This window comes from Streptomyces sp. NBC_01352, from assembly GCF_036237295.1.
GTDB lineage: Bacteria > Actinomycetota > Actinomycetes > Streptomycetales > Streptomycetaceae > Streptomyces > Streptomyces plumbiresistens.
This window is the reverse complement of record NZ_CP108354.1, coordinates 8,171,498-8,195,313: the sequence shown is the minus strand read 5'-3', so window position 1 is coordinate 8,195,313 and position 23,816 is coordinate 8,171,498. Positions and strand designations below refer to the sequence as shown.

The following is a 23,816-nucleotide window of genomic DNA, read 5'->3' as shown; positions in this document are numbered from 1 at the left end:
CTCTCCCGCCATGCATCTTGCCTCGCGCGCGCTGCACCGCGCCCTCGCCGCCGCGACCACAGCCCTGCTCGCCACCGCCGTCGGCTGCGCCCCGCAGCCGGAGGAGAAGGCCGCCGACACGCCGTCGGGGTCGGCCGGGACCACCTGCGCCAAGGGCAAGTTGGCCACCGAGACCTCCGGCAAACTGACCATCGCCACCGACGAGCCCGCCTACGAGCCGTGGTTCAAGGACGACGAGCCCACGAACGGCCAGGGCTTCGAGTCGGCGGTCGCGTACGCCGTGGCGAACGAGCTGGGCTACGACAAGAGTGCCGTCGTCTGGCAGAGCGTCCCCTTCAACAAGGCCTTCGCGCCCGGTGAGAAGACCTTCGACTTCGACATCAACCAGGTGTCGATCAGCGACGAGCGCAAGAAGGCCGTGGACTTCTCCTCCGGCTACTACGACGTGCGCCAGGCCGTCATCGCCCTCAAGGACGGCAAGGCCGCGAAGGCGACCAGCCTCGCCGGCCTCAAGGGCCTCAAGCTGGGCGCCCAGGTCGGCACGACCAGCCTCAACTACATCGACGACGTGGTGAAGCCGACGCAGGACCCCGCCGCCTACGCCAAGAACGACCAGGCCAAGTCCGCGCTGAAGAACGGCCAGGTCGACGCCATCGTCGTCGACCTGCCGACCGCGTTCTACATCACGGCGGCCGAGGTGACGGACGCGACGATCGTGGGGCAGTTCGAGAACCAGGGCGGTACGCCGGAGCAGTTCGGGCTCGTGCTCGACAAGGGCAGCGCGCTCACCGCGTGTGTGACGGACGCCGTCGACACCCTCCGCGAGAACGGCACGCTGGCCAAGATCGAACAGCAGTGGCTGTCCGACGCCGTCGACGCGCCGGTACTCAAGTGACGCTCAGCAAGGACGAGTCCGGCCAGGAGGACGCGGACGGCAAGGGCGACCTGACCGGCTCCGGTGAGCCGGACCGCCCGGGAGCCGGCGAGGGGTACGTCCCCTCGCAGCGGCGGATCGACCGCGAGGCCTACAAGCGGGCCCGCTCCCGCCGCGCCACCGCGATCGCCGCCCTCTCGACCCTGGTCACGGGCGTCGTCCTCTACCTGGTCGTCGTCAACGCGCCCGGCTGGTCGCGCACCAAGGAGACGTTCTTCAGCGCCGAGTACGCGCGCGAGGCGTTGCCCAAGGTCCTCGAAGGGCTCTGGCTCAACGTCCGGCTGCTGCTGATCTGCGGCGCTGCCGTCCTCGTCCTCGGGATGCTCATCGCCGTCGCGCGCACGCTGCGCGGCCCGGTGTTCTTCCCGCTGCGCGTGCTGGCCGCCGCGTACACGGACTTCTTCCGGGGCCTGCCGCTCATCATCAACCTGATGATCGTGGTCCTCGGCGTCCCCGCACTGCGGCTGCAGGGCGTGACCGTCGACCCGGTGCTGCTGGGCGGTACGGCGCTGACGCTGACCTACTCGGCGTACGTCGCCGAGGTGTTCCGGGCCGGCATCGAGTCCGTCCACCCCTCGCAGCGCGCCGCGGCCCGCTCGCTGGGCCTCAACAACCGACAGGCGCTGCGGTACGTCGTCCTGCCCCAGGCGGTACGCCGCCAGGTGCCGCCCCTGCTCAACGACCTGGTGTCGCTCCAGAAGGACACCGGGCTGGTGTCGATCGGCGGCGCCGTGGACGCCGTACGGGCCGCCGACATCATCGTCGGCCGCAGCCTCAACTACACGCCGTACATCGTCGCGGGCCTGGTCTTCGTGGCGCTGACCATCCCCATGACACGGTTCACGGACTGGGTGACGGCCCGGATGGACCGTAAGCGGGCCCAGGGAGGATCCCTATGAGCGACGCCCCCGTGCTGCGCATGGAGTCGGTCCGCAAGACCTTCGGTGAGACGGTCGTACTGCGGGACGTCGATCTGGAGGTCGCTCCGCACACGGTGACCGCGCTGATCGGTGCCTCCGGCTCCGGCAAGTCGACGTTGCTGCGGTGCGCGAACCTCCTGGAGGACATCGACGACGGTGCGATCTGGCTGGACGACGAGGAGATCACCGATCCGCGTGCCGACCAGGACGCGGTGCGCCGCCGTATCGGCGTGGTCTTCCAGGCGTACAACCTGTTTCCGCACATGACGGTCCTCGAGAACATCACCCTGGCCCCGCGCCGCGTGCACGGGGTGCCCCGTGCGGAGGCCGAGGCACGCGCGCGTGAGCTGCTGGAGCGGCTCGGCCTCGGCGACAGGGCGGGCGAGTACCCGGACCGGCTGAGCGGCGGACAGCAGCAGCGGGTCGCGATCGTGCGCGCCCTGGCCGTACGTCCCCGGCTGCTGCTGCTCGACGAGGTCACCGCCGCCCTCGACCCGGAGCTGGTGGGCGAGGTCCTGGCCGTCGTGCGCGATCTGAAGGACGACGGCATGACCATGGTGCTGGCCACGCACGAGATGAGCTTCGCCCGCGAGGTGGCCGACCAAGTGTGCTTCCTGGACGGCGGCGTGGTCCTGGAGCGCGGCAGCTCCGAGCAGATCTTCGGCGACCCGCAGCAGGAGCGCACGCAGCGCTTTCTGCGGCGGATCGTGGAAGCGGGGCGGCTGTAAGGGGCGTCCGCCTGGACAGCGGGACTTACGCCTCGGCCTGCCCCGCCCCCACCAGCGCCGCGACCCGCTCCACCCCGAACACGTACCCCTGCACTCCGCACCCCGCGATGACCCCGTCGGCACGCAGCGAGACGTAGGAGTGGTGCCGGAACGTCTCGCGCTGGTGGATGTTGGAGATGTGGACCTCCAACACCGGTAGACCGTCACAGGTGTTGAGCGCATCCAGGATCGCCACCGAGGTGTGCGAGTAGGCACCGGGGTTGATCACGATCCCGCAGTGGTTCAGCCGCGCCTCGTGGATCCAGTCGACCAGCTCGCCCTCGTGGTTGGACTGGCGGAAGTCCACCGTGCCGCCGTGCGCGGCCGCCGCCTTGGCGCACAGGGCCTCGACGTCGGCGAGCGTGTCGGAGCCGTAGATCTCCGGCTGGCGCTGGCCGAGCAGGTTCAGGTTGGGGCCGTTGAGGATCATGATCGGGGCGTTGGCCAGGGTGCGGGGCACGGTTCCTCCGGTCCGTTCAGGGTGGGCGATCCTGTGAGGACCGCTGCTCGGACCCGGTTTATCACGGTGCACGGCTGGACCCACGGCCCGTACCCTCCCCGCATGACGACGATCTCCTACCCGCCCAAGCCGTCGCCCGGCGACCGTATAGCCGTGATCTCGCCGTCGGCCGGTCTGCCCGGCCTCTTCCCGCGCCCCTACGAACTGGGTCTTGAGCGGCTGCGCAAGGAGTACGGGCTCGAACCGGTCGAGTATCCGGCGACGCGCACCATGGGCTCCACGCCGCGGGAGCGGGCCGCCGACATCCACGCCGCGTTCGCCGATCCGGACATCAAGGCGGTGATCGCTTCGATCGGCGGTGACGATCAGATCACCGTACTGCCGCTGCTGGACCGGGAGTTGATCGCCGCGAACCCGAAGCCGTTCTTCGGGATGAGCGACAACACGAACCTGCTCGCCTTCCTGCGCAACGCCGGAATCGTGGGTTACCACGGCGCGACCGTGATGTGCGAACTGGGCCGCCCCGGTGCCATGCACCCGCAGACCGCCGAGTCGCTGCGCGCGGCGCTGTTCACCTCGGGTGCGTACGAGTTGAAGCCCGCCGAGCGCTGGAACGACGTCAACGGCGACTGGGCGGACCCGGCGACCTTCGACGCGGAGCCCGCGACCCGGCCCGGCACCGGATGGACCTGGGTGAACGCCGACCGGGTGGTCGAGGGCCGCAGCTGGGGTGGCTGCCTGGAGATCGTCGGCTGGCTGCTGATGGCCGACCGCGAGATCGCGCACGACCTGACGGAGTACGACGGCGGAGTGCTGCTCCTGGAGACCTCGGAGGACATGCCGAGTGCCACGGAGGTCTTTTGCACCCTGCGCAACATGGGCGAGCGCGGCCTTCTCCAGCGCTTCTCCGCCCTGCTGATGGGCCGAGCGAGGACCTGGTCCCTCGAGCGCCCCAACAGCCCGCAGGAGGCTGCCCGTTACGCCGCCGGGCAGCGCGACGCCGTGCTGCGCGCCATGGAGGCGTACGCTCCCGACACCCCGATCGTCCTCGACGTCGACTTCGGACACACCGACCCACAACTCGTCATCCCCTACGGCGGCATCGTCCGCGTCGACGGCCCTGACCGGCGCATCACCGTCACGTACTGACGCGGTTCGCGCGCCCGCACGCCCCCGTAACTCGCGATCACCGTGGGTAGTTGACGCGGCATGCACGACGTACGCACCGTAAGGGCGCCCTCCATGCTGCGGCTCGCGGCCGCCTCGCTCGCCGGGACGGCCATCGAGTTCTACGACTTCTTCGTCTACGGGACCGCGGCGGCGCTGGTCCTGGGGCCGTTGTTCTTCCCGACGTTCTCACCGGTGGCGGGGACGCTGGCCGCCTTCGGGACGTTCGGCGTGGGGTTCATCGCGCGGCCGCTGGGATCGGTGCTGTTCGGGCACATCGGCGACCGGCACGGGCGCAGGCCGGTCCTGGTCGCCTCACTGCTGCTGACCGGCGCCTCCACGGTCGCGGTCGGCTGTGTACCGACGTACGAGACCATCGGTGTCGCCGCTCCCGTACTGCTGCTCGTGCTGCGCTTTCTGCAGGGGCTCGGGCTCGGCGGGGAGTGGGGCGGGGCCGTCCTGCTGACCGCGGAACACGCGCCCCCCGAACGGCGGGGTCTGTGGTCGAGCTTCCCGCAGGTCGGGCCCGCGCTGGGCTTCCTGCTCGCCAACGGCGTGGTGCTGGCACTGTCCGCGACGCTGACCGAGGCGCAGTTCGCGCAGTGGGGCTGGCGGGTGCCGTTCTGGGCGGCCGGGGTCCTGGCAGTGGTGGGGCTGTGGCTGCGTTCCTCGCTTGTCGAGAGCCCCAGTTTCCTCGAGATCGACGACCACGCGCGCGTGCCGCTCGCCGAGGTGGCGCGTGACCACTGGCGGCTCGTCCTGCTGACCGCCGGGGCACTCGCCATCGGGTACGCGATCTTCTACGCCGTGACGACCTGGTCCCTCGCGTACGCCACGGAGCGGCTCGGAGTGAGCCGTACCGTCATGCTGACCTGCATCATGGCCGCGGTGCTGGTGAAGGGTTCGCTGACGCCGGTGGCGGCGCTGCTCGGCGACCGTTACGGGCGGCGGCCGTTGTGTCTGGCCGGGTGTGCGGGGGCCGCCGTGTGGATGTTCCCGATGGTCGCGCTCCTCGCCACGGGAGAGCCGTTGCTGATGTTCCTCGGCTTCCTGGGGGCGATGCTCGCGTTCATCACCATGTTCGCCGTGATCGCCGCGTATCTGCCGGAGCTGTACGAACCCCGGGTGCGCTGCACGGGCGCCGCGGTCGGCTACAACCTCGGCGGGGTTGTCGGGGGCGCACTCACGCCCCTCGTGGCGACCGCGCTCGTCGAGCAGGGCGGCCGGGTGCCATGGGGTGTGGGCGCGTATCTGACCGGGATCGCGCTGCTCAGCCTGGGGTGTTTCGCGCTGTTGCCCGAGACGCGGCCCGTGCCGGTGGTGGCGGCGGAGCCGGCCACTGGCTGAACCCGCACGCAGTGCGTAAGCGCTCGCGTAAGCGTTTACGCACGGCTTGAGGATCGTCCCGCTAGGGATTGATCGCCAGCTCCAGATACGCCGCGAACACCACCAGGTGGACCCCTCCCTGAAGCGGCGTGGCCCGCCCCGGCACCACCGTCAGGGAGCTCACCACCACGGTCAGCGCGAGCAGCACCATGTGGGTGGAGCCGAGGCCGAGGACGAGTGGGCCGGAGAGCCAGATCGAGGCGAGAGCGACCGCCGGGATGGTTAGGCCGATGCTGGCCATCGCGGAGCCGAGCGCGAGGTTGAGGCTGGTCTGCACCCGGTCGCGGCGCGCGGAGCGCAGTGCGGCGATGGTCTCCGGGAGCAGCACCAGCAGGGCGATGATCACGCCGACGACCGCGTGCGGCAGGTCGGCCGCCTCCACACCGGACTCGATGGTCGGCGACACGCCTTTGGCCAGGCCGACCACGCCGATCAGGGCCAGGCCCAGCAGTCCGAGGCTGACCAGGGCGGTGCGCGCGGACGGCACGCCGGCGTGTTCCTCGACGGTGATCACCTCGCCCTGGCGGGTGATCGGGAGGAAGTAGTCGCGGTGCCGCACGGTCTGGGTCGCCACGAACAGGCCGTACAGGACCAGCGAGGAGATCGCCGCGAAGGTCAGCTGCACGCCCGAGAACTCCGGGCCCGGCTTGCTCGTGGTGAACGTCGGCAGCACCAGGCTGAGCGTGGCCAGGGTGGCGACGGTCGCGAGGGCGGCGCCGGTGCCCTCGGGGTTGAAGACCGCCGTGCCGTGGCGGAGGGAGGCGACCAGGAGACTCAGGCCGACGATGCCGTTGCAGGTGATCATCACGGCCGCGAAGACCGTGTCCCTGGCCAGCGTTGAGCTCTTGTCGCCGCCGTCGGCCATCAGGGTGACGATCAGCGCGACCTCGATGATCGTGACGGCGACGGCCAGGACGAGGGAGCCGAAGGGTTCCCCGACCCGGTGGGCGACCACTTCCGCGTGGTGCACGGCGGCCAGGACGGCCCCGGCGAGGATCACCGTCACCAGCGCGACGACCGCGCCGGGCAGGTCTCGACCCCACGTGAACAGCAGCATGACGATCGCGAGCACCGGCACCGCAGACGTCCACTGTCTCGTGAGCGACCCGAGCCGAGCGATCATGCAGTGATCGTCGCAGAGGCGAACGGGCCCCGCATTCCAGGAGTGCGGGGCCCGTCCCACCCGGACCTGGGGCGTCCCCGGGCGGGGAACGCTCAGTCCCGACGAAGCACCGGGAGCGGTGGTCGGCAATTCGCCGACCACCGCTCCCGGGTGGTTGTCCTACGTCCGAGGTGGTCAGGCCTCGATGCTGTCCTTCGGAGCGCCTTCGTTCGGTTCCTGCGCCGCCTCGGCCGCCGCCTGCTTCTTGGACGCCCGCAAGCTGGTGATCGTGGTGACGATCAGGACCAGGCAGATCACGCCGAGGGAGACCGGGATGCTGATCTCCGGGACGTGGACCCCGGACTCGTGCAGGGCGTGCAGCACCAGCTTGACGCCGATGAAGCCCAGGATGATCGACAGGCCGTAGCTGAGGTGGACCAGCTTCCTGAGCAGACCGCCGATCAGGAAGTACAGCTGCCTCAGGCCCATCAGCGCGAACGCGTTGGCCGTGAACACGATGTACGGGTCCTGGGTCAGGCCGAAGATCGCCGGGATGGAGTCGAGGGCGAAGAGCACGTCCGTCGTACCGATCGCGAGCATCACGACCAGCATCGGGGTCATGACCCGCTTGCCGTTCTCCTGGATCCACAGCTTGGTGCCGTGGTAGCGGTCGGCGACGCCGAAGCGGCGCTCGGCCGCCTTGAGCAGTTTGTTCTCCTCCCAGTCCTCGTCCTCCTCGTCGGCCCGGGCCTCCTGGATCAGCTTCCAGGCGGTGTAGATGAGGAACGCGCCGAAGATGTAGAAGACCCACGCGAAGCTCGCGAGGATCGCGGCGCCCGCTGCGATGAAGATCGCGCGCAGGACGAGGGCTATCAGCACACCGATGAGCAGCACCCGCTGCTGGTACTGCGAGGGCACCGCGAACTTCGCCATGATCAGGACGAAGACGAAGAGGTTGTCGACACTCAGGGACTTCTCGGTGATGAAGCCCGCGAAGAACTCGCCGGAGGGCTGGCCGCCGGCGAAGACGAGAAGGCCGAGTCCGAAGAGTCCGGCCAGGACGATCCAGACGATCGTCCAGATTCCGGCTTCCTTGATGGACACGTCGTGCGGCTTGCGGCCGATGAAGAAGTCGACCGCGATGAGGGCGGCAAGGCCCACGATCGTCGAGACCCACAGGGTCAGGGAAACATCCACTGCGCCTCCGGCAGTACGTAACGGCAAGTAACCAGCGTCGTCGCGCTGCCGGAGGTCTCTTCCACCCAGGATGGGCCGACGCCCCGGGATCTGGCCAGATCCGTATTGACGGGTACGCCGCAGTCGACAGGGAGTACTCCCCTCCGTGGGAACAACCGTACCCAATCACCAAGGAAAGGTAAAGCACTTGGCAAAAGAAGGGTCAAAATGCCTGGTCAGGCGACTTTACGAGTACTTGGTGCGAGCCCTCGCGACCTGGCTGAGCACCTGCTGGAGCACCTCGCTGCCGCGCGGCACGAGCGAGGGCTCGTACGTCCAGGCATGCCCGACCCACGGGTCGGCGAGGTGGTCGTCGGGCACCGGGGTGAGCCGCAGCAGCGATCGCCACAGCGGGTCGAGCAACGGGCCGTACCCGGCGGCTTCCTCACGGTCCGCGACCATCATCAGGTGGACGCCGACGGCCGGGCCCTCGTCCGCGAGGTAGCGGAGCTGGGTCACGGCGCGGTCGTCGAAGCCGTGCGGGAAGTCGTTCACGATCAGCAGCTGCTCGGCGGTGTCGAGGCCGGGCGGCAGTGAGTCGGCCGCGCCCGCGCGCACCGCCATCTGCACCAGGTCGACGCGCTCGGTGAGCCGCGTCAGGACGTCCGCCACGCCTGGCGCCCCCATGGCGGGCGGGGCGGCGAGCACGCCCGTCCGCACCAGCGGGGCGAGCGCCTGCGCCGCCGAACCGGCGGGGTCGATGACGTGCACGGTGAACTCGCCCGCCGGGTGGACGGCGAGCAGCCGCGCCGCGTGCGCCACCGCCGTCTCCATCGCGAGGCGTCCCAGGTCGTGGGAGTCGGTGAACGAGCCGTCGAGTGATCCGGCGCGCCCGCTGTCGATCCACAGACCGCGCTCCAGCGGCAGGCGGACCAGCAACGGTATGCGCAGCTCGGGGGCCTCCGACAGGTGAAGATCGCCCATGCGCAGGGCCATGGGAACCTCCATCGGCACGCGGTAGCCGTGCCACACGGGGTTGTCCCAGCGCGCATAAGCCGGCGGCAGCGCGGGCTCGACGACCTCGGCCTCGGCGGTGAGCTGGGCGAGGTCCCGGTCGAGGACCGCTCTGGCCTGGTCGACGAGCTGGGCGTACTTGGCCCGGGCGGCCTCCCGCGCGGCGTCGCCCTGTCCGCCGAGCCGGCTGCGCGGGTCGGAGAGAACCTGGTCGAGTTCCTTCTCCCTCCGCGAGTCGGCGAAGTCGACGGCACTGCGGTACGCGGCCATGGTGCGGGCCAGGTCCTCGAACATGCCCCACACCTGGTTGTAGAGCCGCTCGTCCATGGACCACCCGGCGGCGTCCCCCGCGACCGGCGGCTTGGCCTGCCCGGGCGGGGGCGGCTGCGGAGCCGCGCTCTGCCGACGCGGGTGGGCGTAGTCGATCGGGGCGCCGGGCGGCCGGGCCGCGGACGAGGCGTCCGCGGGTACGGCCCCCTGGGACTGGCCGGGCTGCGGAGCGGCGGCTGCCGGGGTGCTCTGCGGGTCGTAGGGGGAGATGGGTGGTCGCGGTGTGCCGGTCGCGGGGGTGCCCGGTGTGCCGTAGGGCGGGGTGGACTGCTGGGGAGCACCGGCCGCCGACGTGCCCTGCGGATCGTACGGAGAGGCGGGTTGCGACGGGACGCCGGGAGCCTGCGCGCCGTACGGAGACGTGGGCTGCGGCGAGACACCCGGAGCCTGGGCGCCATACGGGGGCACCGGCTGGGGCGGTACGCCGCCGGAGGCGCCCTGGGACGCGGGGCCGCCCTGGTCGCCGCCGAGGGCCGGTGCGGCCGGCCGACGGGAGCGGTCGGGGTCGGTGGGACGTGACGGGGCCGGGAGCGAGCGGGCCAGGCCCTGGGCCACCGCCTCGTTGATGCCGGTCGCCAGGTGGTGGGCCTCGGGCAGGCCCTGGTCGGTGAGGAGCTCGGCGAGTCCGCCGCCGTACCCCTGGCCGACCGCACGCACCTTCCAGGCACCCTGGCGGCGATAGAACTCCAGGGCGACGACGGCCGACTCGGCATCCAGACCGGTGATCGTGTAGCTGGCGAGTTCGGTGCCGTCGAGGTCGGTGACCGCGACGAACGGGGCGGCGACGGCGCCGAAGCTCGCCGGTCCTCCCCCGCCCGCCGCGGGCAGGGCGAGCAGCACATCGACCCGGTGCACGGCCTCCGGCACGGCGCCGAGGTCGACCGCGAGGCGGTGGTCGGCGGCCGCCTGACGGGAGACCTCGAGCCCCGGCAGCGTGGGGGCGCCCGGGTGGACGACCCACTCGACGCCGGGCACCCTGCCGTGCTCGTCGCCGAGCGTGGCCCCCACCACGATCGGCGTGCCGGCCGCGATCCGAACCTCGAGACGGGCCTGGGAGAGCGGGTGATTCTGCCCTCGCACCAGCTCGGCCGTCATCGCCTTCTCCCCCTGTGTCGATGTGTCGCGTGCTGCCCGCCGCGCTGTCCTACAGGTGCGGCAGGATCGCCGGCATCAGGTCCTGGAACGTGCGGCCGTTGGCCGGAGTGCCGAGGGCCGTCATCGTCCAGCCCGGGCCCGTGCGGTGCACCTTGGCCATGATCTGGGCCGTGTACGCGCCGCCGCCCGCGAGTGTGTAGCGGGCGAGTTCCTGGCCGTTGGTCTCGTCGACCAGGCGGCAGAACGCGTTCTGCACCTCCTGGAAGGTCTGGCCCGTGAAGGAGTTCACGGTGAAGACGATCTGGTCGATGTGGACCGGCACCCGCCCCAGGTCGACAAGGATCGACTCGTCGTCGCCGCCCTGGCCCACACCGCCGACCAGGTTGTCGCCGGTGTGGCGCACCGAGCCGTCGTCGCTCACCAGGTGGCGGAAGAAGACGACGTCGACCGGCTGCTTGTCCGCGAACAGAACGGCCGAGGCATCGAGGTCGACCTCCCGGGTCCGCGAGCCGAACAGACCGCGCCGGGGGGCCGCCTGCCAGCCGAGACCCATGCGCACCGCCGTCAGCGTGCCGCCGTCACGCTTCTGCAGACTGATGGCCTGACCCTTGGTCAGATTGACGCCGCCGCCGGGCGCGCCGCCCTTGGATACGTCCACCACGGGCTGGTCCCCTCTCGTATTTCCCCTGTTGCCGCGGGATGCGCGGATGAGCAGAACCCTACGCACGGCCACTGACAGTGCCGTACCCCGGTCCGCACTTTGTGTCGGTCTTGCAACACAGCGCGTATGCGCGAGCGTCAGGCCAGGCCGGCCTCCTTCATCTGGCGGAGTTCCTTCTTCATTTCGGAGACCTCGTCGCGCAGTCGGGCGGCGATCTCGAACTGGAGGTCGGCGGCGGCTGCGCGCATCCGCTCGGTCATCTCCTCGATCTGCTCGGCGAGCTCGGCCGCGGGACGGTCGGTCGGCACCGTCTCCTTGGCCTTGCCCTTGGCGGCCTTGGCCGCCTTGCTTCCCAGAGCGGGCACGGGAGCCTTGGCACCCTTGCCCTCCTTCAGCTTGCGGTAGCCGGAACCGAGCAGCTGCTCGGTGTCGACGTCCTCGCGGGCGATCTGCGCGACGATGTCGTTGATCTTCTTGCGGAGCGGCTGGGGATCGATGCCCCGCTCCGTGTTGTACGCGACCTGCTTCTCCCGGCGGCGGTTGGTCTCCTCGATGGCCTTCTCCATCGCCGGGGTGATCTTGTCGGCGTACATGTGGACCTGGCCGGAGACATTGCGCGCCGCGCGGCCGATTGTCTGGATGAGGGAGGTGCCCGAGCGCAGGAAGCCCTCCTTGTCGGCATCGAGGATCGCCACCAGGGACACCTCGGGCAGGTCGAGGCCCTCGCGGAGGAGGTTGATGCCGACCAGGACGTCGAACTCGCCGGACCGCAGCTCGCGCAGCAGCTCGACCCGGCGCAGGGTGTCGACGTCGCTGTGCAGGTAGCGCACCTGGATGCCGAGCTCCAGGAAGTAGTCGGTGAGGTCCTCGGACATCTTCTTGGTGAGGGTGGTGACCAGGACGCGCTCGTCCTTCTCGGTGCGCTTGCGGATCTCGTGCACCAGGTCGTCGATCTGACCCTCGGTGGGCTTGACGATGACCTCGGGGTCGATCAGACCGGTGGGGCGGATGATCTGTTCGACGGCGCCGTCACCGCGCGAGAGCTCGTACTTGCCCGGGGTCGCGGACAGGTAGACGGTCTGGCCGATGCGCTTTTGGAACTCCTCCCACTTCAGCGGGCGGTTGTCCAGCGCGGAGGGCAGCCGGAAGCCGTGGTCGACGAGGGTGCGCTTGCGGGCGGCGTCGCCCTCGTACATGGCGCCGATCTGCGGGACGGTGACATGGGACTCGTCGATGACGAGCAGGAAGTCGTCCGGGAAGTAGTCCAGCAGGGTGTTCGGCGGGGAGCCGGGCTCGCGGCCGTCGAAGTGCATCGAGTAGTTCTCGACTCCGGAGCAGGAGCCGATCTGGCGGAGCATCTCGAGGTCGTACGTCGTGCGCATGCGCAGCCGCTGGGCCTCCAGGAGCTTGCCCTGCTTCTCCAGCTCGGCCAGGCGCTCGCCGAGCTCCTTCTCGATGTCGTTGACGGCCCGCTCCAGGCGCTCGGGGCCCGCGATGTAGTGGGAGGCCGGGAAGACGTACAGCTGCTCGTCGTCGCTGATGATCTCGCCGGTGAGCGGGTGGAGGGTGGACAGGGCCTCGATCTCGTCGCCGAACATCTCGATGCGGACGGCGAGCTCCTCGTAGACCGGGAAGATCTCGATGGTGTCGCCGCGGACGCGGAAGGTGCCGCGGCTGAACGCCATGTCGTTGCGCGTGTACTGGATGTCCACGAAGCGGCGCAGCAGCTGGTCGCGGTCGATCTCCTCGCCGACCTTGAGGGGGACCATGCGGTCCACGTACTCCTGCGGAGTACCGAGGCCGTAGATGCAGGAGACCGAGGCGACCACGACGACGTCGCGGCGGGTGAGGAGCGAGTTGGTCGCGGAGTGGCGCAGCCGCTCGACTTCCTCGTTGACCGAGGAGTCCTTCTCGATGTAGGTGTCCGACTGCGGGACGTACGCTTCGGGCTGGTAGTAGTCGTAGTACGAGACGAAGTACTCGACGGCGTTGTTCGGCAGCAGCTCCCGGAACTCGTTGGCCAGCTGGGCGGCCAGCGTCTTGTTCGGTGCCATCACGAGGGTGGGGCGCTGGAGCTTCTCGATCATCCACGCGGTGGTGGCGGACTTGCCGGTGCCGGTCGCGCCGAGCAGAACGACGTCCTTCTCACCGGCCTCGATGCGCCGGGCGAGCTCGGCGATGGCCGCGGGCTGGTCGCCGCTGGGCTGGTACGGGCTGACGACCTCGAAGGGCGCCACCGTGCGTTCGATGTGGGAAACGGGCCGCATGCCATCAACCGTACGACCCCCCACTGACAACGCGGCCCGATCAGCGGTTTTGCAGGGTGCGGGGCCCCGGTGGCCAGGGGCGGATCAGCGGTTCTGCGGGGTGCGGGAGTCCTGGTGGGCCGGATTCCGGCGGGTGCGGAGGGAGGGGCGGCGGGCGGCGGGGTGGGAGACCAGCTCGCGGGCGGGGACACCCGGCTTGTTCTCGACCTGGGTCCAGACGGGCTTCCCCATGACCATCAGCGGGTCGAACATCACGACGACTGCCGCGAGGAGCAGGAAGGCGAGCGGACCGATCATCATGGGCGCCAGCAGGGAGGCTGCCGAGTCGCCCCCGGTGGGGGCCGTGGACCTGTGCAGATGGACGCTGAGGGCGGCCATGCCCATGTAGTGCATACCGGTCACGGCGAGCCCCATGACGAGGCTCGCGCCCACGCTCCACAGGAAGCCCCGCACCTGTCCGGCGGCCCACAGAGCGAGGGTGGCGGCGACGACGGCTATGACGACGGAAGCGGCCACGGTGAGGGTGTTGTACTCCAGCTTGCCGTTGAGACGCATGCCGGCCATGCCCAGGTAGTGCATCGAGGCGATGCCCAGGCCGGTGATGGCACCACCGGTCATCAGGGCCGTTCCCTTCGCCCCCCGGTAGCCGACGATGAAGATCCCGATGCCCACCATGACGATGGCGACGCCCAGACTCGCGAACGTCATCGCCCGGTCGTAGTGGATCGGTGCCTGCTCGACCTTGAAGCCCATCATCGCGATGAAGTGCATGGTCCAGATGCCCGAACCGATCGCGGCCGCGCCGAGGGCGAGCCAGCCGGGCCGCCAGGAGTTGCTGACCAGCATGGATCTGGTGGTGCAGCGCAGGCCGAGGGCCCCGCCCAGGCAGGCCATGAGGTAGGCCACCAGCGGTGTGACGAGTCCGTAGCTGAATCCGTCGACCGTGCCTTGCATGCGCGGCTACCCTTCCGCCCTCTTGCTTCCCGGAATTCCTGATGTGCGCCGCTTCCCAGGACCGCCCGAGCGGTCAGGGCTGACGCAGAGAGTATGACTCCCACCGGAATGGTCGAACGATTTTCCGGCAAAGAAACACGCCCTTGCCCCAGTTGTGCGGCATCAGTGAGCGGACTCGGGACAACCTCATTCAACTTGTGGCCATTCTGCACCCGCCTGCTGTTGACCCTCTGCTGTCACAGTTGTGCTGTCCGTGATCGCTCGACGTTAGGAGTACGCATGCACGCGCGCGCACTTGCCGCCACGACCACCGCACTCCTGGGAACCGCCGCCTTCCTGCTTCCCCCTTCCGACGTCCGGGCCGACGAGGACGGCAAGCAGCCCACGGTCATCGCCCATCGGGGCGCCTCCGCCTACGCGCCCGAGAACACCCTGGCAGCCGTCGACAAGGCCGCCGAGCTGGGCATCGACTGGGTCGAGAACGACGTTCAGCGCACCAAGGACGGCGAGCTCGTCGTCCTCCACGACGACAATCTGCGGCGCACCACCGACGTCGAGGAGGTCTTCCCGGACCGGGCGCCATGGAAGGTGCGGGACTTCACCTCCGCGGAGATCGCGCGGCTCGACGCGGGTAGCTGGTTCGGCCACGCGTACGCGGACGCGCGCGTGCCCACGCTCAAGCAGTACGTGCGCCGTGTCGAGGTCCACCACCAGAAGCTGCTCCTGGAGATCAAGAACCCGGACCTGTACCCGGGCATCGAGGGCCAGACCCTCAAGGTCCTCGGCAACGAGGGCTGGCTCGACCGGCGACACCTGGCGGGTCGCCTGATCGTGCAGAGTTTCAATGCCGCCAGCGTGCGAGCGGTCCACGAACTGAAGCCCGGCGTCAAGACGGGCTTCCTCGGTACGCCGCCGGTGGCGGACCTGTCCGCGTACGCGGCCTTCGCCGACCAGATCAACCCCTCGTACGGCTCCCTCTCCAAGGGATACGTCTCCGCCGTCCACGCCTTCACAGGTCCGCACGGCAGGCCGCTGGAGGTCTTCACCTGGACCGTGGACACCGCGGCCACGGCCCGTCTGGTCGCCGGGTACGGCGTCGACGGGGTCATCACCAACAAGCCGGACGTGGTGCGCGCCGCGCTGCGCGGGTTCTGAACCCCGGCCGGCCGGGGGCCTCGGACCCCCGGCCACTTCCCCGGGCGTTGTCAGTGGCGGGTCGTACGGTGGGTCGCATGAACAGCCATGGGCAGGACGAGCAGCAGGTCGTGTGGGCCGTCGTCGCCACCGACATCGGTCCGCTGCTGCTGGCCGCGACCCGCGAGGGTCTGGTCAACGTGGTGTTCCACGCCACGGACGCGGTCCGCGACAAGGCGCTGGACCGGCTCGCGTCCCGGCTGGGCGGCGAGCCCGTCGAGGCGCCCGGCTCCCCGCTGCTGGCGGAGGCGATACGCCAGGTGGAGGCGTACTTCGCGGGTGAGCGGCACGACTTCGAGCTGCCGCTGGACTGGTCGCTGATCTCGGGCTTCAACCGGCAGGTGCTGCGCGAGCTGGCCTCCGGCGTCCCGTTCGGCAAGGTGGTCGGGTACGGCGATCTGGCCGGGCGCGTGGGTCAGCCGGGCGCTGCCCAGGCGGTGGGCGTGGCGATGGGGTCCAATCCGCTGCCGGTCGTCGTGCCCTGTCACCGGGTCGTGGAGAGCGACGGCGGTATCGGCGGGTTCGGGGGCGGCCTGGAGACCAAGCGGAAGCTGCTGGCACTGGAGGGCGTGCTGCCCGAGCCGCTGTTCTGAGCGGTCGGGCGGCACGGCCCGCGCGCGACGGCTGGCCGGAAGGCCGAGGCGGTAGCAGACTCCGCCATGCGCACAGCCGCTGGCATCCGACTGGCATCCGCAAGACGCGGAGCCGAAGGGACGGCGATCACGCATGAGCGGAAACAGGGCAGTCGCATATCTCAAGCCGGGCGCGGTGGAAGTAAGGACCATCGACCACCCGACGCTGGAACTCCAGGACGGGCCGGGAGTCGCCACCGCGAACGTCGGCCGAAAATGCCGGCACGGGGTGATCCTCAAGGTGCTCGCCAGCAACATCTGCGGAAGCGACCAGCACATGGTGCGCGGGCGGACGACCGCGCCGGAGGGGCTGGTCCTCGGACACGAGATCACCGGAGAGGTCGTCGAACGGGGGCCGGACGTCGAGTTCATCGAGGTCGGCGACATCGTCTCCGTACCGTTCAACATCGCCTGCGGGCGATGCCGCAACTGCAAGGAGCGCAAGACCGGCATCTGTCTGAACGTCAACCCCGCCCGCCCGGGGGCGGCTTATGGCTATGTCGACATGGGCGGCTGGGTCGGCGGTCAGGCCGAGTACGCGCTGATCCCGTACGCGGACTTCAACCTGCTGAAGTTCCCCGACCGGGACGAGGCGCGCGAGAAGCTGCTCGACCTGACCATGCTGTCGGACATCTTCCCGACCGGCTTCCACGGCGCGGTCACCGCCGGCGCGGGCGTCGGCTCGACGGTGTACGTCGCCGGGGCCGGACCGGTGGGCCTGGCCGCTGCCGCGTCGGCGCAGCTCCTGGGCGCCGCCGTGGTCATCGTGGGTGATCTCAACGCCGAGCGTCTCGCCCAGGCGCGCAGCTTCGGCTGCGAGACCGTCGACGTGTCGCGCGGAAGCGTGGAGGAGCAGATCGCCGAGATCCTCGGAGAGCCCGAGGTGGATGCCGCGGTCGACGCGGTCGGCTTCGAGGCACGGGCCCACGGCAAGGACGCCCCGGAGGCGCCCGCGACCGTCCTCAACTCGCTGATGGGCCTCACGCGCGCGGGTGGCGCCCTGGGCATCCCCGGGTTGTACGTCACGGACGACCCGGGAGGCGTCGACGAGGACGCCAGGAGCGGCACGTTGAAGGTGCGGTTGGGGCTCGGCTGGGCCAAGAGCCACCGCTTCACCACCGGACAGTGCCCGGTGATGACGTACAACCGGAGCCTGATGATGGCGATCCTGCACGGCCGCGTACACATCGCCAAGGCCGTCAACGCGACCGTCATCGGGATGGAGGACGCTCCGCGCGGTTACGCCGAGTTCGACCAGGGCGCGAGCCGCAAGTACGTGCTGAATCCGCACGGGGCGCTGGACGGCGTACGTCCGGTCTGACGTCGCTCAGGGGGCCACGGCCACGCGCGCGTGGCCGTGGCCCCCGTGCACGCTAGTCGTAGTGCCGCGCCTCGAAGACGTTCCCGTCCGGGTCGCGGAAGTAGAAGCTTCGCCGGGCCAGTCCGCGGGCGCCGAAGGAGTCGTAGGAGATGTCCGAGACGGGAACCGCCCGTTCCTCCAGGCGGGCGCGCAGTGTCTCGAAGTCGTCGCCGGGCAGGGCCAGGCAGACGTGGTTGACCGGGTGGCCCGCGCTGTCGGCGGAGCCGGGCAGCATCTTCATGCGCTCCGCCATGGAGAGCGGCATGAGGTCGAAGATGGTCTCGTCGTTGAGCCGTACGGAGGGAAAGGGCTCCGTCCCCGCGGCGAATTCGGTGAGCCTCAGGGGCGCCATGCCAAGTGCCTTCTCGTAGAAGTCGGCCGCCGCCACCGGGTCCCGCACCCAGAGAACGACATGATCGAGACGTGTCGTGTTGTCCGTCATGCACCCCAGGCTGGTGTCCTCCCCCACAGGCCGCAAGTGTTTGACCGGCCGCGCGGCCCGCCAGACATGAGGGAAGACCGAACCGACAGGAGGCAGGCCCGTGGTGCTGGTGGTGTCCGAGGAAGTGCGCGAGGCGATCGACGCGCGTCGACCCGTGGTGGCCCTGGAGTCCACGATCATCGCGCACGGGCTGCCGCGCCCGCGCAATCTGCAGGTGGGGCTGGAGCTGGAGGACGTCGTACGGCAGGAGGGTGCCGTGCCCGCGACGATCGCCGTGCTGAACGGGCGGCCCCATATCGGCCTGGACAAGCAGCAGTTGGAGCGGGTCGCGAACGAGGACGGCATCCGCAAGCTGGGCCACCGCGACCTGCCGCTCGCGGTGGCCTCCGGGGCGAGCGGGGCGACCACGGTGTCGGCGACCGCGTTGCTGGCGGCCCTGGCGGGGGTACGCGTGTTCGCCACGGGTGGGCTCGGCGGGGTGCACCGGGAGTGGACGGTGACGCAGGACGAGTCGGCCGACATCGGTCTGCTGGCCCGGACCCGGATCACCGTGGTGTGCGCGGGCGTGAAGTCGATCCTGGACGTGCCGGCGACCCTGCAGCGGCTGGAGACGCTGGGCGTCGCGGTGGCCGGGTACGGCACGGACCGCTTCCCCGGCTTCTACCTGTCCGACTCGGGACACCCCGTGGACTGGACGATGGACAGCCCCGGGCAGGTGGCGGACGTCATGCGGGCGCAGGACGCGGTCGGCGGGCCCGAGTCGGCGCTGATCGTCGCCAACCCCGTGCCCGAGGAGGAGCAGCTGGATCCCGAGCTGCACGCGCGCGTGCTCGCCGACGCGCTGTACGCGTGCGAGGAGGCGGGGGTGACGGGGCAGGGCGTCACGCCGTTCCTGCTGAACTACCTGGTGCAGCACACCGACGGCGCCTCGCTGACCGCCAATCTCGCGGCGGTCCGCGGCAACGTACGGCTGGCTGCGCGGATCGCGGCGGCCTGGGCCGGGGCGTGACGCCCCAGCGGCCTGGGCTCGGTGCGGCCGCCCAGGCGGAGCACCGGCACGGCGGAGTGCGCCCGGACGGCGCGCTGCTGGTCGTCGGGGACGTCATCACGGACGTCGTCGCCCGGCACCGGGGGCCGCTCGCGGCGGGTACGGACACGGCGGCGACGATCCGGACGGTGCCGGGCGGCGCGGGCGCCAATGTGGCCTGCTGGGCCGCTCACCGGAGTGGCACGGAGGTGCGGTTGCTCGGACGGGTGGGCTCGGACTCGGCTGCCTGGCACGAGCGGGAGCTGGTCGCGTGCGGCGTACGGCCCCGGCTGGTCGTCGACCCCGAGGCGCCGACCGGGACGGTGATCTGCCTCGTCGACACGGGTGCGGCTGCCGAGCGGACGTTCCTCACGGACAGCGGCGCGGCGCTGCGGTTCGCGCCCGAGGACTGGTCGGACGCGCTGCTCGACGGGGTGGCGCGGCTGCATCTGTCGGGCTACCTGCTGTTCTCCGAGCCGAGCCGCGCGCTGGTGGCGGTCGCGCTGGCGGCGGCACGCGCGCGTGGAGTGCCGGTGAGCATGGACCCGGCGTCGGCCGGGTTCCTCGTGGAGCTGGGGGTCGACCGTTTCCTGACGCTCCTCGAGGGTGTGGACGTGCTGCTGCCCAGCCGTGACGAGGCCTGCCTGCTCACGGGGCTGCCCGACGCGGCGGACGCGGCGGCCAAACTGAGCCGCCACGTCCCGCTGGTGGTCGCCAAGCAGGGCGCGCAGGGTGCGCTGGTGGCCCGCTCCGGCATTGTGGTCGCCCACGTCCCCGCCGTACCCGCCACTCCTCGGGACACCACCGGGGCCGGCGACGCCTTCACGGGCGCCTTCCTCGCCGCCCTCCTCACGGGCACCGGTCCCGTGGCCGCGGCGGCGGAAGGGTGCCGGGCGGGGGCGGCGGCGGTGGAGCGGGTGGGAGGCCGACCGCCGGTGGCCGGCTGACAGGGGGTCGGCCCCGGTCGACCCCTGGTGAGCGGCTGACGGCGGACGGCGGTGTCGTATCGCCGTGCCGGGCGTCCCGCGTCAACTCCCGCTCCCTTCCGACGGCTTACGGCTTACGCCTTACGCCCCCACGCCGAGATCATCGGTGCCGTGGCGAGGTCCATGCCGCCGGAGGCCACGTTCGCGAGGTGGCGGTCGATGTCCTGGTCCGTGGCGAGGCCCGCGGTGACGAGCTGGTCGCGGATCTGGCGGATCGTGGCGGATTCCAGGGCGGCGCAGGCGGGCGAGGTGAGCGGGAAGTACGCGTCGGCCTCCACCCGGCGCAGGCCGGCCTCGCGAAGCAGGCGCGGCAGCTTGCGGCCGTAGGCGAGGTCGGCGCCCCGGTCGGCGAGCAGTTGACGGAAGCCCTGCCGCAGCCGGTTGGCCAGCTGCTGTTCGGGGCCGTGGTCGTCGGGACAGAGCAGGGGCTGCAGGGCGGGATCGGCGTCCTCGACCAGGATCCGTCCGCCGGGCCGCAGGGCCTTGACCATCGATCGCAACGCCCTTTCCCGGTCGGGCACATGAACGAGTACGAGCCGTGCGTGGACCAGGTCGAACCCGTCCGCGGGCGGCTCCTGGGCGGCCACGTCGTGGACGCGTACCTGGACCGGCGGGCGGGCGACCGCGGCGAGGCGCGAGGTCTCGATGTCGGTCGCGACGACCCGTCCGGTCGGGCCGACCTTCTTGGCCAGCCAGGACACCACGGAGGTTCCGCCGGCACCGACCTCCCAGCAGCGCCAGCCGGGTCCGATGCCGAACCGTTCGAGGTGCCGGAACGTCGTGGGGTCGAAGAGGGTGGCGAAGGCGTCGAAACGCTCCGCCGCCTCGGTCCGCCGGTTGTCGAGGAGATACCCGTCACTTCGCGTCATGCCGCGATCATCCCAGTTGTCTTCCTTGTCCGGAGCGGTTGACGCGGCGCCTACGACGAGATGGCGCACTCCCCGCCCGGCGGATCCCCGCCTCCACGGCCGCATCCGTTGTCCACAGCCGGGAACAAAGCGGAACGGCCTGTTCCCACAGGCTTGCACGACTCTCACCGCGAACTGGCAAACTGGCTCGCCAGGGCGCGGAAACGCGGCGCGAGGGAGATCCACGCAAGGAGATCCAGATGTCCATGGCAGGGAATCTGCGGAAGGTCACGAGCCTCGGCAGGGTCGGCGGCCTCCGCAAAGTGGCACGGCTGGCACGGCGGCGCCCGCGCGTCGACCTGAGCCACCCGGCCCGGTCCCCGCTGGGCTCCTCGGTGGTGAACTGCGTGACGTACCGCGACGGCGTCCGGCTCCCGGCCGGTGTCGACCTGGTCGACTCCGTGGAACGGGTGCGCAAGAACCGCGACGGTTTCGTCTGGCTCGGCCTCCATGAGCCGACCGACCAGGAGTTCGCGGGGATCGCGGAGCTCTTCGACCTGCATCCGCTGGCGGTCGAGGACGCGGTCGAGGCCCACCAGCGTCCCAAGCTGGAGCACTACGGCGAGACGCTGTTCGCGGTGTTCAAGACGGTCTGCTACGTCGAGCACGAGGAACTCACGGCGACCAGCGAGGTGGTCAACACCGGCGAGATCATGGTGTTCGTCGGCCACGACTTCGTCATCACGGTACGACACGGGCGGCACGGCTCACTGGGCCCGCTGCGCGAGGAGCTGGAGGCCGCTCCCCAGCAACTGGCCAAGGGACCGGCCGCGGTGCTGCACGCGATCGCGGACCATGTGGTCGACGACTATCTGAACGTCACCGACGCCGTGCAGGCGGACATCGATCTGGTCGAGATGGCCGTGTTCGCGGACAACGGCGCGCGAGTCGACGCGGGACACATCTACCAGCTCAAGCGTGAACTCCTGGAGCTGAAGCGGGCCCTGGTCCCGCTCGCCCGCCCGCTCGAGGAACTCGCCACCCGGCCGATCCGGGTGGTCGATCCGGAGATACAGGCCTACTTCCGTGACGTCTCCGACCATCTGCTGCGGGCAAAGGAACAGCTCACCGCGTTCGACGAGCTGCTCAACTCGATTCTGCAGGCGCACCTCGCTCAGGTGACGGTCGCACAGAACGAGGACATGCGGAAGATCACGGCGTGGGCCGCGATAGTGGCGGTACCGACGATGGTCTGCGGGGTGTACGGCATGAACTTCGACCACATGCCGGAGCTGCACTGGCGGTACGGCTACGGCATGGTGATCGCGGTGATATCCGTCGCGTGTCTGGCGCTGTACCGCGGCTTCCGGCGCAACGGCTGGCTCTGAGGTCCGAGGCCGCCGGGTTCGACGGAGTCAGTGGCGGCCCGGGGTCCTGGCGTAGACGCTCTCGGCCCAGGTCCCGATCTGGTCCTCCGGCAGGTGCTGGGCCAGGTCTGCCTCGCTGATCATGCCGACCAGGCGCTTGTTCTCGATGACGGGGAGCCGGCGGATCTGGTGCTCCTGCATCTCGTGGAGCACCTCGCTGACATCGGCGTTCGCGTCGATCCAGCGGGGGGTGCCATGGGCCATCTCGCCCGCGGTGACCTTGGCCGGGTCGTGCCCCAGGGCGACACAGCCGACGACGATGTCACGGTCGGTGAGAATGCCGCAGAGCCGCTCGTTCTCGTCACTGATGGGCAGGGCTCCGACGTTGAGCTCGCGCATCAGCTGGGCGGCGCGGTCCAGGGTCTCGTGGGCGGGGATCCACTGGGCGCCCCGGTGCATGATGTCTCCGGCGGTGGTCATAAGTGCCTCCCGGTGCCGGGCGGCCGGCGCGGCGCGAGGAAGAGCACCGCAAGTCCCGGCGCCCTACATTCTCGCCGCGCGGCCGTACGCACGCACCCCGGGCTCCGAGCCTGTCCGGCGGATCCCGCCGAGAAGCCCACGATCTTCCGCGGGACGACGCGGATGATCATGCGGACCTCGTCGTCCTTCTCCGCGGGCGGGTCGATGCCGAGGTAGGCGCTTGCCCGAGAGGCCGTACGGGAGCCGCTTGCCCTTGCCGGGCTCTTGCCGGGCTCTTCTCGGGCTCTTCTCGGGGAGGATCTCGGCGACGCGGACCTCGACCGAGGTACAGCGGTTTGCCGGATCGCTCGGACGCCGGTTCGGATCAGCCGTTCCACGCCGGGTGGCGGGGATCGTCGGCGCGTACCAGGACGTCGGCCGTGCCGGCCGGGTCGGTCTCGTCCTCGTAGCGTTCGAAGGCGGGGAGGGTCCAGTGCTCGGCCTCGGGGGTGCGGCGGCGCAGGGCACCGGGTGAGAGGAGGACGTGGACGGTCAGGTCGAAGGGGAACCAGTGGCGCAGCAGGAGGGGGCCGTGCAGCAACAGGAAGCCACCGGGCGGGAGTTGGACGTAGGGGCTGCGGGTGGCGCGGTCGGTGGTGGGGTCCCAGAGGTCGGGCAGGACGCGGCCGTCGCCGCCGGGTTCGAGGGGGCCGAAGACCTCGCGCCAGAGGGAACCGGTGTCGAACCAGCCGTCGTAGTAGGCCTCCACGTCCTGATGGCCGTACTCGAGTCGGAGCGAGGCGGGGCGCAGGAAGCCGTCCGTGCCGACAACCAGCGAGGGGCGGCCGCGTATGCGCAGGGCCTCACAGACGCGGTCGGCGAGGTCGCCCGGGCGGGCGGCCGGGGCGCCGTCGAAGGCGATGCGCGGCCAGGGGCTGCCGTCGGCCGGCTTCAGGTCGAGCAGTCGCTCGGCAAGGAGGTCGCCGAGCCGGTCCCAGGTGATCGCTTCGAGTCGCACACGGCCCATGATGCGTCAGGCCCGGGTCAGGCCGCGTTCCGCCGGTGGGCATGGCGGGCGGCGAGCAGACGGGGAAGGGGGATCAGGGTGCGGCCGAGAGGAGTGAGAGCGTATTCGACGCGGGGCGGGTTCTCGTCGTACGCGGTGCGGGTGAGGAGACCGTCGCGTTCCATCGCGCGCAGGGTCTCGATGGTCGCTGCCGACGCTGCGGGCGGGTTGGTCCAGAGGCCGGAAGGCGGAGTTCGGGCAT

The 23,816-nt window shown here is 70.5% G+C and carries 22 protein-coding genes and 1 pseudogene; 11 read left to right on the top strand and 12 right to left on the bottom strand.

Annotated elements, in window-relative coordinates; all coding sequences use genetic code 11:
• Positions 1–10: 10 nt before the first annotated feature.
• From OG252_RS37720 to OG252_RS37710, 3 genes are read left to right on the top strand one after another with little or no spacing between them, the layout of a single operon-like run.
• Complete coding sequence (locus OG252_RS37720) at positions 11–895, top strand: ABC transporter substrate-binding protein (RefSeq protein ID WP_266441418.1); 885 nt, start codon at positions 11–13, stop codon at positions 893–895.
• Positions 892–1,833: an amino acid ABC transporter permease gene (locus tag OG252_RS37715; RefSeq protein ID WP_266441415.1), complete on the top strand. Its 942-nt coding sequence runs from the start codon at positions 892–894 to the stop codon at positions 1,831–1,833. Before OG252_RS37720 ends, OG252_RS37715 begins: the two co-directional genes overlap by 4 nt.
• Positions 1,830–2,582: an amino acid ABC transporter ATP-binding protein gene (locus tag OG252_RS37710; protein WP_323186104.1), complete on the top strand. Its 753-nt coding sequence runs from the start codon at positions 1,830–1,832 to the stop codon at positions 2,580–2,582. Before OG252_RS37715 ends, OG252_RS37710 begins: the two co-directional genes overlap by 4 nt.
• Before the next feature lie 25 nt (positions 2,583–2,607).
• Here OG252_RS37710 and aroQ read toward each other — a convergent pair whose 3' ends face one another.
• Positions 2,608–3,081: a type II 3-dehydroquinate dehydratase gene (gene aroQ, locus OG252_RS37705; protein WP_266441409.1), complete on the bottom strand. Its 474-nt coding sequence runs from the start codon at positions 3,079–3,081 to the stop codon at positions 2,608–2,610.
• Positions 3,082–3,183: 102 nt separating this feature from the next.
• Here aroQ and OG252_RS37700 point away from each other — a divergent pair, with 102 nt between their 5' ends.
• Both OG252_RS37700 and OG252_RS37695 read left to right on the top strand, forming a co-directional pair.
• Positions 3,184–4,230, top strand: a complete 1,047-nt coding sequence (locus OG252_RS37700; RefSeq protein ID WP_266441404.1) for a S66 family peptidase — start codon at positions 3,184–3,186, stop codon at positions 4,228–4,230.
• Between the two features lie 60 nt (positions 4,231–4,290).
• A complete protein-coding gene (locus tag OG252_RS37695) occupies positions 4,291–5,595 on the top strand; it encodes an MFS transporter (RefSeq protein ID WP_266441399.1) in 1,305 nt (434 codons plus the stop codon).
• A 61-nt stretch (positions 5,596–5,656) separates the two neighbouring features.
• On the opposite strand, the gene OG252_RS37690 is transcribed toward OG252_RS37695, so the two are convergent.
• The 6 genes from OG252_RS37690 to OG252_RS37665 form a co-directional block, all read right to left on the bottom strand.
• Positions 5,657–6,757: a calcium:proton antiporter gene (locus tag OG252_RS37690; RefSeq protein WP_266441394.1), complete on the bottom strand. Its 1,101-nt coding sequence runs from the start codon at positions 6,755–6,757 to the stop codon at positions 5,657–5,659.
• Between the two features lie 174 nt (positions 6,758–6,931).
• Positions 6,932–7,933 carry a TerC/Alx family metal homeostasis membrane protein gene (locus OG252_RS37685; RefSeq protein WP_266441388.1) on the bottom strand — a complete coding sequence of 334 codons (1,002 nt, stop codon included), beginning with the start codon at positions 7,931–7,933 and terminating at the stop codon, positions 6,932–6,934.
• A 225-nt stretch (positions 7,934–8,158) separates the two neighbouring features.
• Positions 8,159–10,351, bottom strand: a complete 2,193-nt coding sequence (locus tag OG252_RS37680; protein WP_266441385.1) for a TerD family protein — start codon at positions 10,349–10,351, stop codon at positions 8,159–8,161.
• A 49-nt stretch (positions 10,352–10,400) separates the two neighbouring features.
• Complete coding sequence (locus OG252_RS37675; RefSeq protein WP_266448652.1) at positions 10,401–10,967, bottom strand: TerD family protein; 567 nt, start codon at positions 10,965–10,967, stop codon at positions 10,401–10,403.
• A gap of 182 nt (positions 10,968–11,149) precedes the next feature.
• Positions 11,150–13,279, bottom strand: coding sequence for an excinuclease ABC subunit UvrB (uvrB, locus tag OG252_RS37670; protein ID WP_266441379.1), 2,130 nt, complete (start codon positions 13,277–13,279; stop codon positions 11,150–11,152).
• 84 nt (positions 13,280–13,363) lie between these two features.
• Positions 13,364–14,233 (bottom strand): MHYT domain-containing protein, encoded by an 870-nt coding sequence (locus OG252_RS37665; RefSeq protein ID WP_266441375.1) that lies wholly within the window; start codon positions 14,231–14,233, stop codon positions 13,364–13,366.
• 279 nt (positions 14,234–14,512) lie between these two features.
• On the opposite strand from OG252_RS37665, the gene OG252_RS37660 reads away from it, so the two are divergent.
• From OG252_RS37660 to fdhA, 3 genes are all read left to right on the top strand, one after another.
• A complete protein-coding gene (locus OG252_RS37660; RefSeq protein WP_266441372.1) occupies positions 14,513–15,388 on the top strand; it encodes a glycerophosphodiester phosphodiesterase in 876 nt (291 codons plus the stop codon).
• 77 nt (positions 15,389–15,465) lie between these two features.
• Positions 15,466–16,020, top strand: coding sequence for a methylated-DNA--[protein]-cysteine S-methyltransferase (locus tag OG252_RS37655; RefSeq protein WP_329341812.1), 555 nt, complete (start codon positions 15,466–15,468; stop codon positions 16,018–16,020).
• Positions 16,021–16,153: 133 nt separating this feature from the next.
• The gene (gene fdhA, locus OG252_RS37650; protein ID WP_266441367.1) at positions 16,154–17,380 is read left to right on the top strand and encodes a formaldehyde dehydrogenase, glutathione-independent; all 1,227 of its coding nucleotides are present in this window, start codon (positions 16,154–16,156) and stop codon (positions 17,378–17,380) included.
• 52 nt (positions 17,381–17,432) lie between these two features.
• Here fdhA and OG252_RS37645 read toward each other — a convergent pair whose 3' ends face one another.
• Positions 17,433–17,861 (bottom strand): VOC family protein, encoded by a 429-nt coding sequence (locus OG252_RS37645; RefSeq protein ID WP_266441364.1) that lies wholly within the window; start codon positions 17,859–17,861, stop codon positions 17,433–17,435.
• Between the two features lie 100 nt (positions 17,862–17,961).
• Between OG252_RS37645 and OG252_RS37640 the strand changes: the two genes are divergently transcribed.
• Complete coding sequence (locus OG252_RS37640) at positions 17,962–18,870, top strand: pseudouridine-5'-phosphate glycosidase (protein ID WP_329341810.1); 909 nt, start codon at positions 17,962–17,964, stop codon at positions 18,868–18,870.
• Positions 18,871–18,926: 56 nt separating this feature from the next.
• Positions 18,927–19,835: a carbohydrate kinase family protein gene (locus tag OG252_RS37635; protein ID WP_329345290.1), complete on the top strand. Its 909-nt coding sequence runs from the start codon at positions 18,927–18,929 to the stop codon at positions 19,833–19,835.
• A 113-nt stretch (positions 19,836–19,948) separates the two neighbouring features.
• Here the strand turns inward: OG252_RS37635 and OG252_RS37630 are convergent, their stop codons facing one another.
• Positions 19,949–20,743 carry a methyltransferase domain-containing protein gene (locus OG252_RS37630; RefSeq protein ID WP_266441359.1) on the bottom strand — a complete coding sequence of 265 codons (795 nt, stop codon included), beginning with the start codon at positions 20,741–20,743 and terminating at the stop codon, positions 19,949–19,951.
• 239 nt (positions 20,744–20,982) lie between these two features.
• Here OG252_RS37630 and OG252_RS37625 point away from each other — a divergent pair, with 239 nt between their 5' ends.
• Complete coding sequence (locus OG252_RS37625; protein ID WP_329341807.1) at positions 20,983–22,110, top strand: magnesium and cobalt transport protein CorA; 1,128 nt, start codon at positions 20,983–20,985, stop codon at positions 22,108–22,110.
• 27 nt (positions 22,111–22,137) lie between these two features.
• Here the strand turns inward: OG252_RS37625 and OG252_RS37620 are convergent, their stop codons facing one another.
• The 3 genes and pseudogenes from OG252_RS37620 to OG252_RS37610 form a co-directional block, all read right to left on the bottom strand.
• Complete coding sequence (locus OG252_RS37620; protein WP_266441353.1) at positions 22,138–22,569, bottom strand: CBS domain-containing protein; 432 nt, start codon at positions 22,567–22,569, stop codon at positions 22,138–22,140.
• 364 nt (positions 22,570–22,933) lie between these two features.
• Complete coding sequence (locus OG252_RS37615; RefSeq protein ID WP_266441351.1) at positions 22,934–23,575, bottom strand: uridine kinase; 642 nt, start codon at positions 23,573–23,575, stop codon at positions 22,934–22,936.
• Positions 23,576–23,592: 17 nt separating this feature from the next.
• Positions 23,593–23,754: pseudogene (locus OG252_RS37610) on the bottom strand (winged helix-turn-helix transcriptional regulator); the annotation flags it as partial.
• Positions 23,755–23,816 lie beyond the last annotated feature (62 nt).